Origin of the sequence: Streptomyces sp. NPDC002742 (assembly GCF_042888885.1) — a bacterium.
Lineage (GTDB): Bacteria > Actinomycetota > Actinomycetes > Streptomycetales > Streptomycetaceae > Streptomyces.
Map to the genome: position 1 here is coordinate 194,669 of NZ_JBIAQF010000007.1, position 14,328 is coordinate 208,996.

Annotated in this window: 15 protein-coding genes and 1 pseudogene; 7 read left to right on the forward strand and 9 right to left on the reverse strand. The window is 72.2% G+C overall.

The window, feature by feature from the left end; translation table 11 throughout:
* Positions 1-117 precede the first annotated feature (117 nt).
* Positions 118-1,065: an anti-sigma factor family protein gene (locus tag ACFYW8_RS14645; protein ID WP_389073159.1), complete on the reverse strand. Its 948-nt coding sequence runs from the start codon at positions 1,063-1,065 to the stop codon at positions 118-120.
* Positions 1,062-1,760: an RNA polymerase sigma factor SigE gene (sigE, locus tag ACFYW8_RS14650; protein WP_365874771.1), complete on the reverse strand. Its 699-nt coding sequence runs from the start codon at positions 1,758-1,760 to the stop codon at positions 1,062-1,064. The genes ACFYW8_RS14645 and sigE overlap by 4 nt, the downstream gene beginning before the upstream one ends.
* Before the next feature lie 292 nt (positions 1,761-2,052).
* On the opposite strand from sigE, the gene ACFYW8_RS14655 reads away from it, so the two are divergent.
* On the forward strand, positions 2,053-2,688 hold the full coding sequence (locus ACFYW8_RS14655) for an O-methyltransferase (protein WP_365874773.1): 636 nt from the start codon (positions 2,053-2,055) through the stop codon (positions 2,686-2,688).
* A 191-nt stretch (positions 2,689-2,879) separates the two neighbouring features.
* Here the strand turns inward: ACFYW8_RS14655 and ACFYW8_RS14660 are convergent, their stop codons facing one another.
* Positions 2,880-3,047: a DUF3117 domain-containing protein gene (locus ACFYW8_RS14660; RefSeq protein WP_003966491.1), complete on the reverse strand. Its 168-nt coding sequence runs from the start codon at positions 3,045-3,047 to the stop codon at positions 2,880-2,882.
* 363 nt (positions 3,048-3,410) lie between these two features.
* On the opposite strand from ACFYW8_RS14660, the gene ACFYW8_RS14665 reads away from it, so the two are divergent.
* Positions 3,411-4,214, forward strand: a complete 804-nt coding sequence (locus ACFYW8_RS14665) for an enoyl-CoA hydratase/isomerase family protein (protein WP_389073163.1) — start codon at positions 3,411-3,413, stop codon at positions 4,212-4,214.
* A gap of 122 nt (positions 4,215-4,336) precedes the next feature.
* Here the strand turns inward: ACFYW8_RS14665 and ACFYW8_RS14670 are convergent, their stop codons facing one another.
* Together ACFYW8_RS14670 and ACFYW8_RS14675 are read right to left on the reverse strand one after the other, a co-directional pair.
* Positions 4,337-4,918 carry a DNA-3-methyladenine glycosylase I gene (locus tag ACFYW8_RS14670; protein ID WP_389073166.1) on the reverse strand — a complete coding sequence of 194 codons (582 nt, stop codon included), beginning with the start codon at positions 4,916-4,918 and terminating at the stop codon, positions 4,337-4,339.
* Positions 4,915-5,265 carry a DivIVA domain-containing protein gene (locus ACFYW8_RS14675; protein WP_365874541.1) on the reverse strand — a complete coding sequence of 117 codons (351 nt, stop codon included), beginning with the start codon at positions 5,263-5,265 and terminating at the stop codon, positions 4,915-4,917. The genes ACFYW8_RS14670 and ACFYW8_RS14675 overlap by 4 nt, the downstream gene beginning before the upstream one ends.
* 173 nt (positions 5,266-5,438) lie before the next feature.
* On the opposite strand from ACFYW8_RS14675, the gene folP reads away from it, so the two are divergent.
* Positions 5,439-6,299: a dihydropteroate synthase gene (gene folP / locus ACFYW8_RS14680; protein WP_389073173.1), complete on the forward strand. Its 861-nt coding sequence runs from the start codon at positions 5,439-5,441 to the stop codon at positions 6,297-6,299.
* A gap of 96 nt (positions 6,300-6,395) precedes the next feature.
* On the opposite strand, the gene ACFYW8_RS14685 is transcribed toward folP, so the two are convergent.
* Both ACFYW8_RS14685 and dapE read right to left on the reverse strand, forming a co-directional pair.
* Positions 6,396-7,154 carry a TIGR00730 family Rossman fold protein gene (locus ACFYW8_RS14685; protein ID WP_365874545.1) on the reverse strand — a complete coding sequence of 253 codons (759 nt, stop codon included), beginning with the start codon at positions 7,152-7,154 and terminating at the stop codon, positions 6,396-6,398.
* Between the two features lie 148 nt (positions 7,155-7,302).
* Entirely contained in the window at positions 7,303-8,382 is a 1,080-nt protein-coding gene (gene dapE, locus ACFYW8_RS14690) for a succinyl-diaminopimelate desuccinylase (protein WP_389073179.1), read from the reverse strand.
* Between the two features lie 128 nt (positions 8,383-8,510).
* Between dapE and ACFYW8_RS14695 the strand changes: the two genes are divergently transcribed.
* Together ACFYW8_RS14695 and ACFYW8_RS14700 are read left to right on the forward strand one after the other, a co-directional pair.
* Positions 8,511-9,497 carry a heavy metal transporter gene (locus ACFYW8_RS14695; protein ID WP_389073183.1) on the forward strand — a complete coding sequence of 329 codons (987 nt, stop codon included), beginning with the start codon at positions 8,511-8,513 and terminating at the stop codon, positions 9,495-9,497.
* A 379-nt stretch (positions 9,498-9,876) separates the two neighbouring features.
* The gene (locus ACFYW8_RS14700; RefSeq protein WP_389073187.1) at positions 9,877-10,383 is read left to right on the forward strand and encodes an ATP-binding protein; all 507 of its coding nucleotides are present in this window, start codon (positions 9,877-9,879) and stop codon (positions 10,381-10,383) included.
* An 80-nt stretch (positions 10,384-10,463) separates the two neighbouring features.
* On the opposite strand, the gene ACFYW8_RS14705 is transcribed toward ACFYW8_RS14700, so the two are convergent.
* Complete coding sequence (locus tag ACFYW8_RS14705; RefSeq protein WP_389073191.1) at positions 10,464-11,558, reverse strand: bifunctional succinyldiaminopimelate transaminase/glutamate-prephenate aminotransferase; 1,095 nt, start codon at positions 11,556-11,558, stop codon at positions 10,464-10,466.
* Positions 11,559-11,723: 165 nt separating this feature from the next.
* Positions 11,724-12,044 (reverse strand): ferredoxin, encoded by a 321-nt coding sequence (gene fdxA / locus ACFYW8_RS14710; RefSeq protein WP_018089397.1) that lies wholly within the window; start codon positions 12,042-12,044, stop codon positions 11,724-11,726.
* 141 nt (positions 12,045-12,185) lie between these two features.
* On the opposite strand from fdxA, the pseudogene ACFYW8_RS14715 reads away from it, so the two are divergent.
* A pseudogene (locus ACFYW8_RS14715) lies at positions 12,186-13,223 on the forward strand (GNAT family N-acetyltransferase); the annotation flags it as partial.
* 245 nt (positions 13,224-13,468) lie between these two features.
* Positions 13,469-14,320, forward strand: coding sequence for a transglutaminase-like domain-containing protein (locus tag ACFYW8_RS14720; RefSeq protein ID WP_389073197.1), 852 nt, complete (start codon positions 13,469-13,471; stop codon positions 14,318-14,320).
* Positions 14,321-14,328 lie beyond the last annotated feature (8 nt).

Sequence of the window (14,328 nt, forward strand, 5' to 3'; positions counted from 1 at the left end):
GGCACGACTCGCCGACGGTCACCACAGACTTGTCGACTCCGCGCCCGTGATCCCTCCCGCGGACGCGGCCCACCCCGGATTCAACCAGGTTCACGGGCCGGCGCGCAGAGGGCAGGTTCAGTGAGCGCTGCGGGGGGTGGGGGACGAGGAGGAAGAGGGGGACGGTGTGACGGTGGGGGCGGTGAGCAGTCCCGGAGCCGGGGTCAGCGCGAGCGGCTGGACGTCGGTGAGCGGACGGATGAGCGGGGACATCGCGGCGGCACCGGCGACCACCGGTGTCGTCAGGGTGTGCACGACGTCCTGACCGCGCCCCGCCGGAGCGGGGACTCCGGGAAGCAGCGGGGCGGACACCCCGGTCGGCGCCACCGGACCGTTGCCGAGCGCCCGCTCGCCCTGGGCGAGCAGCGGCCCGACGGACCGGCGGCGCTGAGACTCGGGAGTCGTGGCGGCCCCCGCGCCCTGGGAACGGGACGGCGTCACATTGCTCTTCGCTCCGGCTCCTCCGCGCGCGTCAGGGGTGTCTCCGGGCACACCGGTGGACACTCCGCCGAGCGCGACGGCGGCCAGCGACACGGCGCCCGCCGCGGCGAAGGCGAACCGCAGCCCGCGCGAGGCCGACCGTTCGGCCTCGTGACGGCTGACGTCGTGGATGCGGAAGCCGCGCCCCGGAGCGGGGGGCAGCACGTCGGCGTGCGGTCCGCCCGGCACGTACCCGAAGGGTTCGCCGCGCATTCCGAAGACGCCGGACAGGCCGGGGCCGGTGGTGCCGTCGGCGAGTCCTCCGCCGCCGAAGCCTCCTCCGCCCAGCCGCGAGCTGTCGAAGTCACCTCCCCCGGGAAGTCCCTGGAGTCGGGCCAGGAAGCTTTCGGAGGGGGGTGGCGGGGCCATTTCGGCGAAGACGTTCTTCAGCCGGCGCTGGGCGTCGGCCTCGGCCTTGCACTTCGCGCAGGTGGCGAGGTGGGCCAGGACGCGGTCGCGCGACTCATGACCGAGCTCTCCGTCCACCAGGGCGGAAAGTCGGTCCCCGAGGTGCTGCTCGGCAGGGGTGGGACGTGTTCCACTCACGCGGTCGCGCCCCCTCCCCCCAGCACGGGCACACGGGCCGCGAACGAGCGTCGCTCGGCGCGGGCCTCGGGAGACCGGTGTGCCAGGGCCTTGCGCAGCTGGGAGCGGCCGCGGTGGATCCGGGAGCGGACCGTGCCGAGCTTGACGCCCAGGGTCGCGGCGATCTCCTCGTAGGACAGTCCCTCGATGTCGCACAGGACGACGGCGGCGCGGAACTCGGGGGCCAGGGTGTCCAGCGCCTGCTGGACGTCGGCGTCGAAGTGCGCGTCGTTGAAGACCTGCTGCGGGGAGGGCTCACGGCTGGGCAGCCGCTCGGCCGCGTCCTCGCCGAGGGCGTCGAAACGGATGCGCTGCTTGCGCCGCACCATGTCGAGGAAGAGGTTCGTGGTGATGCGGTGCAGCCAGCCCTCGAAGGTGCCGGGCGTGTAGGTCGACAGCGAGCGGAAGACACGGACGAAGACCTCTTGAGTGAGGTCCTCGGCGTCGTGCTGGTTGCCCGTGAGGCGGTAGGCCAGACGGTAGACGCGACCGCTGTGGGTGCTGACGATCTCTTCCCAGGTGGGCGGAGTCCACGCCTGTGACTCCGCGTCGGTGGTGAACGTCGCGGTCTGCACAGGGGCAGCAGCGTGGGACTGGTCAGCGTTGTCGGTCACGGATTTCGGCTCACCCGCTGATCTGAGTAGGCGCCGCAGCACCCCTCCCCGATCCACGGGCGCAGCCGCACCTCCCCTGTCGGCTCTGGTGGTGTCCAGTGGAGCCCCTACCATAGCCACCTCGCCCGTTAGCTCCGGATAAGCGGTTTTACGAGAATTTGATACCTGCTCATACGGGCGCGCCGGCGACTGCCCGCGGCCCCGCTCCGTGTACCGATCCATCGACTTCCCCCCGCCCGGTTTCCCCACCCCTCTAAACGCCCGGTCCCATCCGCAGGTTCCCGGCACCAACGGATACAGTCACGCCCAGGCAACCACGGGACAGGAGAGGGTCATTACCGGCAACCGGCAGACGAGCTGGGCGGCGTTCGCCGACGCCTTTGTCGCCGAGGACGAGGCGCTGCGCTGGGCCCGGGACCGGGCGCACGAGGCAGGCCTGCGCTCGGTGTCGCCCGGCACGGGCGCCGCCCTGCGCCTGCTCGCCGGCACCCTCGACGCGAAGGCGGTCGCCGAGATCGGTACCGGGACCGGCGTCTCCGGAATTCATCTTCTGCACGGCATGCGGCCGGACGGGGTACTGACCACGGTGGATCCGGAGCCGGAGCGCCAGCAGTTCGCCCGCCAGGCCTTCCGCGCCGCCGGTTTCGCCAGCAATCGCGCGCGCTTCATCCCGGGCCGCGCTCTGGACGTCCTGCCCCGTCTCGCGGACGCCGGCTACGACCTCGTGTTCTGCGACGGCGACCGTCTGGAGAGCCTGGACTACCTCGCTGAATCGTTGCGCCTGCTGCGGCCGGGCGGGCTCGTCGCCTTCGAGGGCGTCTTCGCGGACGGCCGCACCGTGGACTCGGGACCGCAGCCGGTGGAAGTGAGCAGACTGCGCGAACTGCTGCGCGCGGTGCGCGAGAGCCAGGAGCTGGTGCCGTCGCTGCTGCCGGTGGGCGACGGTCTGCTGTGCGCGGTCAAGCGCTGACCCCCGCCTGATCCGCTGCCTGATCCGCCGTCCCGTCCGTTTCCGGCCGAGGGCCTCTGACCAGGCCATACGTCCAGGCCGACCGCTGCCGACCCGAGCGGCACGGCAGTCCCGTACGCCGCAAAAAAACGGCTTCCCCGGCACCAGGTGCGGTGCCGGGGAAGCCGAAGAGGTGTGGGTCGCGTTCCGCGTCAGCCGACGACCTTCTTGAGGGCGTCGCCGAGCGCGTCGGCCTCGTCAGGGGTCAGCTCGACGACGAGCCGACCGCCGCCTTCGAGCGGAACGCGCATGACGATGCCCCGCCCCTCCTTGGTCACCTCGAGCGGGCCATCGCCCGTCCGCGGCTTCATGGCCGCCATGCTCGTTCCCCTTCCTGAAACCAGCTCATCGTCGCCGACGGCCCCCTCGGAGGGCACGCACGTCCCCTCATAGGACACACGTCACCGGCATCGAACACATTGCTTCCAGGCCATTATCCCGCATCTCAGGACCCGATGACCAACATCAGTCGGCATCGCTTGCGCAACGCGCTTGAGCAAAACCACTCAATTCGGCGATGTGGCTGCGATACTGCGCCGCCGCATGGACTTCCGCGGCCCGGAATTCTTTGATGCAGGTCACATGTACGCCCCGCGCCACCGCCGGTGATCTCCGCCATGCTGTCATCGGACACAGGACGTACCGGCCGGTACGACGAGCCGCGACCCCGGAAGGGACCCACCATGGCCGACACCGTGCTCTACGAGGTGAGCGACGGACTCGCGACGATCACGCTGAACCGCCCCGAGGCGATGAACGCGATGAACACCGAGACCAAGGTCGCCTTCCGGGACGCGGCGCAGGCGGCCGCCTCGGACGACGCCGTACGGGCGATCCTGCTGACCGCCGCCGGTGACCGGGCGTTCTGCGTCGGGCAGGACCTCAAGGAGCACATCGGACTGCTGGCCGCCGACAAGCAGTCGGGGTCGGGCCGGACCATGAGCACCGTGCGCGAGCACTACAACCCCATCGTGCGGGCCCTGACCGGAGCCGCGAAGCCCGTGGTGGCCGGGGTCAACGGCGTCGCGGCCGGGGCCGGGTTCGGTTTCGCGCTCGCCGCGGACTACCGCGTCGTCGCCGACACGGCCGCCTTCAACACGTCCTTCGCAGGCGTCGCGCTGACCGCCGACTCCGGGGTCTCCTGGACGCTGCCCCGGGTCATCGGCCCGAGCCGCGCCGCCGACCTCCTGCTCTTCCCCCGCAGCATCAGCGCCCAGGAGGCGTACGAGCTGGGCATCGCGAACCGGCTGGTTCCGGTCGGCGAACTGCACGCGGAGGCGGAGAAGGTGGCGCGGGCGCTGGCCTCCGGGCCGACGCTGGCGTATGCCGCGCTGAAGGAGTCCCTCGCGTTCGGGCTCACCCACTCACTGGACGAGACCCTGGAGAAGGAGGACGAGCTCCAGGCGCGGGCCGGCGCGTCCGAGGACCACACCATCGCGGTCCAGGCGTTCGTGAACAAGGAGAAGCCGAAGTACCTGGGGCGCTGACGGACCGTGAGCGTGCGCCGCGGGCCGCCCACGGCCCGCGGTGCCACTCGCGGGATCTCTCCCGCCCTGCGTACCTCTCGTGGCCCGTGTGCGGCTCACCGCGTCCGTGCGGGGCACCCCCGTCAGGCGGCGTCGCGCACCGCGCAGTCCGTCAGGTGGTCGTTCACCAGGCCGCACGCCTGCATCAGGGCGTACGCCGTCGTCGGGCCGACGAAGCGGATGCCGCGCTTTTTGAGCGCCTTGGAGAGGGCGGTCGACCCGTCGGTGACGGCCGGTACGTCGGAGAGCCTCTCCGGGGCCGGCCGGGAGGCGGGGTCGGGGGCGAACGACCAGATCAGCTCGTCCAGCTCGCCCGGGGCCCAGTCGGCCAGCACGCGCGCGTTGGCGACGGTCGCCCGGATCTTGGCGCCGTTGCGGATGATCCCCGGATCGGCGAGCAGGCGCTCCTCGTCGGCCTCCGTGAAGGTCGCGACGCGGGCGATCTCGAAGTCCGCGAAGGCGGCGCGGAAGCTGGACCGGCGGCGCAGGATGGTGATCCAGGACAGCCCCGACTGGAAGGCCTCCAGACACAGCCGCTCGTAGAGGGCGTCGTCACCGTGGACCGCCCGGCCCCACTCCTCGTCGTGATACGCCACGTAGTCCTCGGTGGAAAGCGCCCAGGGGCAGCGCGGTACGCCGTCGGGTCCGGCGAGCGCGTCGCTCACTGCTCGTCCTCCGGGTGCTTGCGCAGCGAGGTGGTGGGGCCCGCCGCGCGGGCACCCGCGAGCGCGGCCTCCAGGTCGGCGATCCGGGCGTCCCGCTCGCCGATCTCGGCGCCCAGCCGGCCGAGCGCGTCGTCGACGTCCGCCATGCGGTAACCGCGCACGGTGACGGCGAAGCGCAGCGCGTCCACGTCGCCCTTGTGCACCGGACGGTCGTAGGGCAGCGGGTCGCGCAGCCGCTCGGGTTCGGCGTCGGGAAGGGGGGTGCTCTCGCCGCCCCCCACCACGGACAGGGTGACCGCGGCGACCACGACGGCGAGTGCGACGACCAGGAACAAAAACATGAACATCGCTGAGGTCCCCACGCTCTGGTGCCGGCGCGGGTCGCGTCGGCGCGAAAGTACTGGTACTGACGAAGGCAGTCTGACGCTGGAAGTGTCAGGCTCCGATCGTGCCATGCGAGTCTGACAGTTAAGGTCGCAGGCGGCTTATCGGTGCGACTTACTGGGAGAGGTCACAGGGGATGCTCAGGCTGGGCAGGCGTGAATTCGACGCGCACGAGCCGGTGATCATGGCGATCGTGAACCGGACCCCGGACTCCTTCTACGACCAGGGAGCCACCTTCCGCGACGAGCCCGCCCTCGCGCGCGTGGAGCAGGCGGTGTCCGAGGGCGCCGCCATCATCGACATCGGCGGGGTCAAGGCCGGCCCTGGCGAGGAGGTCACCGCCGAGGAGGAGGCACGCCGGACGGTCGGCTTCGTGGCCGAGGTCCGCCGCCGCTTCCCCGACGTGATCATCAGCGTCGACACCTGGCGGCACGAGGTCGGCGAGGCGGTCTGCGAGGCGGGTGCCGATCTGCTCAACGACGCCTGGGGCGGGGTCGATCCGCGGCTGGCCGAGGTGGCCGCCCGGTACGGGGTGGGGCTCGTGTGCACGCACGCCGGGGAGTCGGAGCCGCGGACGCGCCCGCACCGGATCGCGTACGACGACGTGATGGCCGACATCCTGCGGGTCACGCTCGGGCTGGCGGAGCGCGCGGTGGCCCTCGGGGTGCCCCGCGAGTCGGTGCTCATCGATCCCGGGCACGACTTCGGGAAGAACACCCGGCACAGTCTGGAAGCGACGCGGCGGCTCGGGGAGATGGTCTCCACCGGGTGGCCGGTTCTCGTCTCCCTCTCCAACAAGGACTTCGTGGGCGAGACGCTCGACAGGCCGGTCAAGGAGCGGGTCGTCGGGACGCTGGCGACGACCGCCGTCTCGGCGTGGCTGGGGGCGCAGGTGTACCGCGTCCACGAGGTCGCCGAGACGCGTCAGGTGCTGGACATGGTGACGTCGATCGCCGGACACCGCCCGCCGGCGGTGGCCCGGCGCGGACTGGCGTAGCGGACGGGCCGCGCGGGGCACGGAAGGGCACGGAAGGGGCCGCCTCGGCAGCCCCTCCCGTGCCCTCGGCCCTTCGAACCGCGGGACGGGCGCCCCCTAGCGGCCGGCCTCCTTCGACACCAGGGCCACCGCCTCGTCCACCTCGTCGGTCAGGTGGAACAGCATCAGATCCTTCTCCGAGGCCTTGCCCTGGGCGATGAGGGTGTTCTTGAGCCAGTCGACGAGGCCGCCCCAGTACTCCGTGCCGAACAGCACGATGGGGAAGCGGGTGACCTTCTGGGTCTGGACCAGGGTGAGCGCCTCGAAGAGTTCGTCGAGAGTGCCGAGACCGCCGGGCAGGACCACGAAACCCTGCGCGTACTTGACGAACATCATCTTCCGGACGAAGAAGTACCGGAAGTTCAGACCGATGTCGACGTACTGGTTCAGCCCCTGCTCGAAGGGGAGCTCGATACCGAGGCCGACGGAGATGCCCTTCGCCTCGCACGCACCCTTGTTCGCGGCCTCCATGGCACCCGGTCCACCGCCGGTGATCACCGCGAACCCGGCCTCGACCAGGCCCCGGCCGAGGGCGACTCCCGCCTCGTACTCGGCCGAGTCCACCGCTGTCCGGGCCGAGCCGAACACACTGATCGCGGGCGGGAGTTCGGCCAGCGTGCCGAAGCCTTCGATGAACTCCGACTGGATGCGCAGCACCCGCCAGGGATCGGTGTGCACCCAGTCGGACGGGCCGCCCGCGTCCAGCAGTCGCTGATCCGTGGTGCTCGCCTGGACCTGATCCCGCCTGCGCAGCACCGGGCCCAGCCGCTGCTCCTCAGGTGGCCGCTTCTTTCCCCTCGGGTCGCCAGTAGCCATGTCCACTCCCTCCGCGTACGGATCTCCCCCGCTCCGGCCGGGGCCGGGGCGGGGGAAGGTCGTTCCGCCCCAGCGTAGATCTCCGCTGGTTACGGCGGGGGGACGTCGGCATGTCCGCCGTGAACCGCCGACAGTACGTCCGTACGCCTCAGGCGGTGAGCCAGTCGCGCAGTCGCTGCTCGCCCGCGAGGATCTTGGCCGCTTCCACCCGTTCGTCCCGCTTGTGTGCCAGGTGGGGGTTGCCCGGGCCGTAGTTGACCGCCGGGACGCCGAGGCTGCTGAAACGGGAGACGTCCGTCCAGCCGTACTTGGGCTGCGGGGTGCCCCCCACCGCCTCGATGAACGCGGCGGCGGCCGGGTGGGAGAGGCCCGGCAGGGCGGCACCGCTGTGGTCGTCGATCACGAACTCGTCCACACCGCAGTCGGCGAAGACCTCGCGGACGTGCTCGACCGCCTCCTCCTCGGTGCGGTCGGGCGCGTAGCGGAAGTTGACGGTGACGACGCACTCGTCGGGGATGACATTGCCCGCGACACCGCCCGAGATGCCCACCGCGTTCAGTCCCTCGCGGTACTCCAGGCCGTCGATCACCGGGTGGCGCGGCTCGTACGCGGCCAGCGCGGCCAGGATCGGGGAGGCCGCGTGGATCGCGTTCGAGCCCATCCAGCCGCGGGCGGAGTGGGCGCGTTCGCCCTTGGTCTTCAGCAGCACCCGCAGCGTGCCCTGGCAGCCGCCCTCGACCTGCCCGTCGGAGGGCTCCAGGAGGACCGCGAAGTCGCCCTCCAGCCACTCGGGGTGGGCCTCGGACACCTGCTTCAGCCCGTTCAGATGGGCCGCGACCTCTTCGTTGTCGTAGAAGACGAAGGTGAGGTCCCGGTTGGGCTCGGGAACGGTGGCAGCGATACGGAGCTGGACCGCGACGCCCGACTTCATGTCGCAGGTGCCGCAGCCCCACAGCACGCCGTTCTCGTCGAGGCGGGAGGGCACGTTGCCCGCGATCGGCACGGTGTCGATGTGACCGGCCAGGACGACCCGCTCGGCGCGGCCCAGGTTCGTGCGTGCCACGACGTTGTTGCCGTACCGGTCGACCGTCAGGTGCGGCAGGGCGCGCAGCGCGGCCTCGACGGCGTCCGCGAGCGGCTTCTCCTCGCCGCTCTCCGAGGGGAAGTCGACGAGCCGCGCGGTGAGCTCGGCTGCGTCCAGGGTGAGGTCAAGCGGGTTGTCGGCCATGGCGTCGACCCTAGCGCGCCCGGCCGAGGGAGCCCGAAAACAGCCGGATGCGGTCTTATCCCCCGGCCGCGCTTCCGTTGTCCACAGCCCCACGGATCGCCGACAGCGGTCTCCAGTACCTTGTACGCGTGTCTGAGCCGTCCCCCACTCCTGTCCGGCGCCGCCGTCGTCGCCTCCTTCGCTTCGGAGGGGCCCTCGTGGTCCTGTTCGCGGTCGCGGGCTATCTCGGCGTGCAGTACCTCACCGGCGGCGTGGGCGCGCCCCGGTGCAAGGTCGTCTCCGGCAACGGCGACGGCGCGTCGTACGAGTTCACTCCCGAACAGGCGGTGAACGCGGCGACGATCTCGGCCATCGGCACCTCCCGCGGCATGCCCGAGCGCGCGGTGGCCATCGCCCTCGCGACAGCGCTCCAGGAGTCGGGCCTGCGCAACATCCAGCACGGCGACCGGGACTCCCTCGGCCTGTTCCAGCAGCGGCCGTCGCAGGGCTGGGGCACGAGAAAGCAGATCATGGACCCGACGTACGCGGCGGGCGTCTTCTACGAACACCTGGCCAAGGTGCCGGGCTACTCACGGCTGCCGCTCACCGTCGCCGCGCAGCGCGTGCAGCACAGCGGCTTTCCGCAGGCGTACGCGAAGCACGAGCCGGACGCCACGCTGCTCGCCGCCGCGCTGACGGGCCGCGCGGCGGCCACGCTGACCTGCCAGGGGCGCCCGGCCGCCACCCCGGCGGGCGGCCCCGCGCCGGTGCGGGCCGCGCTCGCGCGGGACTTCGGGCGCGATGTGCTCCAGGAGGCGGGCGCCACCGTGGGAGCCGAGGGTTCCTCCGCGTCGCCGGCACCGGCCGCCCCGGCGTCCCCGAAGGCCGCCGACCGGACCGTGACGGTCCCCGTGCGCGAGGAGTCCACCGCCGGGACCGGGGTGGTCCGCCGCGGCTGGGAGCTGGCGCACTGGGCCGTGGCCAATTCCTCGGCCCTGCACATCGAGCGGGTGTCGTACGCGGGACGCGAGTGGACCGCGGGGACCTCGGAGGCCTCGTGGCGCACGGCCGACGAGAAGGGCGGTTCCGGGGGCGGGAAGACCGCGGCCGAGGTCCGGATCGTGACCGGGCAGTAGTCGTGACCGGGCAGTAGTACGGACCCTCACCCGTCGGGAGGACCCTGGCCCGGCGGGCCGGCGATGTGCGCGCACTTTCGGGCGCTCACCCCCCTCACCCGGGAAATCCCTTGAGAACAAAGGCCCACAGGGATTCCGTGGACTTTCCGGCCGGGTATCGTTTGCCCGTTTTTATCCACACCCGATAATGCGACGCATTACCAACTCTTTGCGGCGGGCCACCGCAACCTTCGCGGACTTCGAGCGGTAGTCACTGCGTCCGAGCCCGGAACGATCGCCTCAGCGATCGGCGTCCGGTGACGCGGTCGGTCGGCGGCCAGCCGCCCGGCGGCCGGGCGCGGCAGGACACTTCCCCGTTCCCTTCCGTCTAAGGAGCTCCATGTCCCTCCCCCTGACCCGCCGGATCGCCCGTGTCGTGCTGCTCGTCGCGGCCGGAGCGGCGCCCGTGGTCGGCGCGGCCGGCTCCGCCTGCGCGGCGACCGACCTGCCGGCCGCGCCCAGCCTCGGCGGGCTGACCGCCCTGGACGGGGCGAACGTCGGCCACACCCTCGACGGAGCGGCGCAGAACGTCACCGGGACCGCCGGCAAGTCCGGCGGCGAGGGGGTCAAGAAGTCCGCGCGGGCCGCGGGCGGGACCGGCGGGAAGGTCTCCAAGAAGGCCGCGCCCGCCACGCGGAAGGTTGCCGGGGGCGCGGCCGGTCAGGCCGGCGCCCTCCTCGGTGACACCGCCATGACCGCGGTCGGCGCCGGCCTGCCGACGGACGCCGTGACCCCTGGCGGCCTGCCGACGGCCGCTGTGGCCCCCGGCGGGCTGCCGACCGCCGCTGTGACCCCTGGCGGCCTGCCGACGGACGGTGTGGCCCCAGGCGGCCTGCCGGTGGGCTAGCCCGCGGCGGCGCACGACGACGGGGGTCCGGGGAACACGCTTCCCCGGACCCCCGTTTCGCTTCACTCGGCCCCCCGCGCCTACCGCAGGCGTTCCACCGCCGCCGCCACGCGCTCGTCCGAGGCGGTGAGGGCCACGCGGACGAACTTCTCGCCCGCCTCGCCGTAGAAGTCGCCCGGGGCCACCAGGATGCCCAGGTCCGCCAGGTGGGCCACCGTGGACCAGCAGGACTCGTCCCGGGTGGCCCAGAGGTAGAGACTCGCCTCGCTGTGCTCGATGCGGAAGCCGTGGCTCAGGAGGGCGTCGCGCAGGGCGGTCCGGCGGGCGGCGTAGCGCTCACGCTGCTCGCGGACGTGGGTGTCGTCCGAGAGCGCGGCGACCACGGCGGCCTGGGTCGGCGCCGAGGTCATCATGCCGCCGTGCTTGCGGATCGCGAGGAGCTCACCGAGGACGGCGGGGTCGCCCGCCAGGAACGCGGCGCGGTATCCGGCCAGGTTCGAGCGCTTGGAGAGCGAGTGGACCGAGACGATCCCCTCGTAGGAGCCGCCGCACACGTCGGGGTGCAGGACCGAGACCGGGTCGGCCTCCCAGCCCAGCTCGATGTAGCACTCGTCGGAGAAGACGAGGATGCCGTGCTCACGGGCCCAGGCGACGATCCGGGTGAGTTCCGCGGCGGACAGGACCCTGCCGGTCGGGTTCGACGGGGAGTTCAGCCACAGCAGCTTCAGGCCCGCCGGGTCCAGCTCCGTCGGGTCGTCGTAGACCACGTGCTCCGCCCGCGCGAGCCGCGCACCGACCTCGTACGTCGGGTACGCGAGGCTCGGGTACGCGACCTTGTCGCCGGGGCCGAGACCCAGCTGGGTCGGCAGCCAGGCGACCAGTTCCTTGGAGCCGACGATCGGCAGAACGTTCCGGTGGGTGACGTCCCGCGCGCCGAGGCGTCGCTCCACCCAGCCCGTGAGCGCGTCCCGCAGCTCGGGCGTGCCCCACACCGTGGGATAACCGGGCGAGTCCGCGGCCGCGACCAGAGCTTTCTGGATCAGCTCGGGCACCGGGTCGACCGGCGTGCCGACGGACAGGTCGACGATGCCGCCCGGGTGAGCGGCGGCGGTCGCCTTGTAGGGCTCCAGCTTGTCCCAGGGGAAGACGGGAAGCCGGTCGGAGACTGCGGACACGGGATCGGGCTCACTTTCTCGTACGCACGACCCGTACCGGCGGAAAACCGGACACGGGTTGCTGCACGGACTGCTGCGGGGGCTGATACGGCAAATGCCTCGGCCCCGTACGGCGATCGGAGCGATCGGCTGTACGGGACCGAGGCGACGCGTATGCGGGCCGCTCTACTGGTTCTGCGGCGGCAGCGCTGCGATGAAGGGGTGGTCGCGCTCGATCAGACCGAGCTTGCTGGCGCCGCCGGGCGAGCCGAGTTCGTCGAAGAACTCGACGTTCGCCTTGTAGTAGTCCTTCCACTCCTCCGGAGTGTCGTCCTCGTAGAAGATCGCCTCGACCGGGCACACCGGCTCACAGGCTCCGCAGTCGACGCATTCGTCCGGGTGGATGTACAAGGACCGGGAGCCCTCGTAGATGCAGTCGACCGGGCACTCCTCGATGCACGCCTTGTCCTTGACGTCGACACAAGGCTGCGCGATGACGTAGGTCACGCTGTCGTTCCTCCTCGATAGGGCGCTGGCGGGGCCTCCGTAGGCTCCGCCGCCTGGCGCGCGGGAGCGCGGCGTCGTCGATGCCCGCCCCTAGTATCTCCGTTCTTGGGCATGATCCGAACAGGAGGGGTGAACTGACCTGTGGAAATCTCTGCTTCCGGCCGCCTTGAGGTCCGTATCACCGCTGCTGACGTGGGAAAACGCGTCTCGGTGCGGCGCCTGACCGACGGCGGAGACACGGTGGAGAAATTCACCGATACGGTCGGTGTTCTCACATCATGGGACGACGGTGTGCTGCTGATCACACGACGGACCGGCGAGCGTGTCCGGATCGCGGAATCCTCACTGGTCGCGGCCAAGGTCGTACCGCCCGCCCCGGCGCGGCGGCGCGGCCCCGCGGCCTCCTACGAGGAGCTGGCGCGCGTCGCCGCACGGGCCTGGCCGCCGGTGGAGAGCGAGCGGCTCGGCGGATGGGAGCTGCGGGCGGCGGGCGGTTTCACCCGGCGCGCCAACTCCGTCCTGCCGCTGGGCGACCCCGGCGTGCCGCTCGACCGGGCGCTGGCGCACGTACGGGACTGGTACGCCGCCCGTGGCCTGCCCTCCTACGTCCAGACCGCCACCGGCGCCGAGGGCACGCAGGAGCTGCTCTGCGCGGAGCTGGAGGCGCGCGGCTGGACGCGTGAGGTGACCGCCGAGCTGTGGATCGGCTCGCTCGCGCCGGTCGCGGACCGGGAGGTGCCCGAGGCTCCCGGGACTCTCGGGACTCCCGGGACTCCCGAGGTGACGCTCTCCCGCACGGCCGACGAGGCGTGGCTCGGCCGCTACCAGCGCAAGGGAGTGAGCGATGTGGCCCTGAAGGTGCTGGGCGGCGGCCCCTCGGTGTGGTTCGCGACGGTGCCCGGCACCGGGGGCGCGGCTCCGGCCGCGATCGGACGGTGTGTGGTGGACGGCCGCTGGGCCGGTTTCGCAGCGGTCGAGGTCGACCCCGCCCAGCGCCGCCGGGGCCTCGCCACGGCCGTCATGGCCGCCCTGGCCGGCCGGGCCCTGGAGGAGGGCGCCTCGGCGGCCTGGCTCCAGGTGGAGGCGGACAACACCGGGGCCCGGGAGCTGTACGCCCGGATGGGCTTCGGCCCGCATCACGCGTACCACCACTACCGGGGGCCGTCGGCCACCGATACGGCGGACGGCGATACGGCGGACGGCGATACGGCAGACGGCGATACAGCAGACGGCGATACAGCGGACGCCGGTACGACAGGCACCGGTACGAGCGCCGCCGGTGCAAGCGCCGCCGTTACAAGCGCCGGCACAGTGACCGCCGACGAGCCGGACGGCGGTTTCGGTGGTGCCGAGCGGGGTGCCGAACCGGGTATCGCGCCGGGCGTCGAGCCGTATCGATCGACGTGAAGGGGCACGAGCCGGTTATGCGTTCCCCCCAGCCCCCGCAGCCCGAGCGAGCCGACGAGGTACGGCGGCGGTTCGCCGACGAGGCGCGGGCCGAGCGCCCCGATCTGGCGGCGCTGTGCCTGCTGGTCGGCGCCGCGGCCGACGGAACACTGGACGAGGCCGGAACGGACGCGGCGCAGATCGAGCTGGACGAGCTGGCGGGCCGGCTGCCCTTCCGTCCGGGCGGCCCTCGCTCCTGGGCGACCGCCCTCGCCGAACTCCTCGGCGGGCGCTGCGGATTCCGGGGCTCACCGGCCGACTATCAGCGGCTGGAGTCCTCCCTGCTGCACGCGGTGCTGCGGCGGCGGCGCGGGCTGCCCATCCTGCTCTCGGTGGTGTGGATGGAGGTCGCGCGACGGGCCGGGGCACCGGTCTACGGGGTCGCGCTGCCCGGTCACTTCGTGGTGGGCTTCGGACCGCCCGAACAGCAGGTGCTGGCCGATCCCTTCGACGGCGGGCGCGTCCTGACCGCCTCCGACGCGGAACTCCTCGTCGCGGGCGCTACCGGCGCCCCGCTCGACCCGTCGATGCTCACCCCCGCCGACCCGCTCGACGTCGTCGTGCGCGTCCTGAACAACGTCCGCGCCTGGGCGGCGGCCCGCCCCGAACGCTCCGACGTGGCCCTGTGGTCGGTGGAACTCTCCCTGCTGCTTCCCTCGCACCCGGCACGTCTGCGCTACGAGCGCGCCCAACTCCTGGTGAAGCGCGGTGACTTCCTGACCGGAGCGACCGAACTCGACGCCTACGCGGACGTCGTGGCAGCGGTGGACGAACCGGCCGCGGCCCGCGTACGCCAACAGGCCCACGCGGCACGGGCGATGCTCAACTGAGGGCACCG

Excerpts from the sequence above, each read along its gene's own strand:
- ACFYW8_RS14660 (WP_003966491.1), bottom strand. The coding sequence starts at position 3,047 with ATGGCGGCCATGAAGCCGCGGACGGGCGATGGCCCGCTCGAGGTGACC.
- ACFYW8_RS14665 (WP_389073163.1), top strand. The coding sequence starts at position 3,411 with ATGGCCGACACCGTGCTCTACGAGGTGAGCGACGGACTCGCGACGATC.
- ACFYW8_RS14675 (WP_365874541.1), bottom strand. The coding sequence starts at position 5,265 with ATGTTCATGTTTTTGTTCCTGGTCGTCGCACTCGCCGTCGTGGTCGCC.
- folP (WP_389073173.1), top strand. The coding sequence starts at position 5,439 with ATGCTCAGGCTGGGCAGGCGTGAATTCGACGCGCACGAGCCGGTGATC.
- ACFYW8_RS14685 (WP_365874545.1), bottom strand. The coding sequence starts at position 7,154 with ATGGCTACTGGCGACCCGAGGGGAAAGAAGCGGCCACCTGAGGAGCAG.
- dapE (WP_389073179.1), bottom strand. The coding sequence starts at position 8,382 with ATGGCCGACAACCCGCTTGACCTCACCCTGGACGCAGCCGAGCTCACC.
- ACFYW8_RS14700 (WP_389073187.1), top strand. The coding sequence starts at position 9,877 with ATGTCCCTCCCCCTGACCCGCCGGATCGCCCGTGTCGTGCTGCTCGTC.
- ACFYW8_RS14720 (WP_389073197.1), top strand. The coding sequence starts at position 13,469 with ATGCGTTCCCCCCAGCCCCCGCAGCCCGAGCGAGCCGACGAGGTACGG.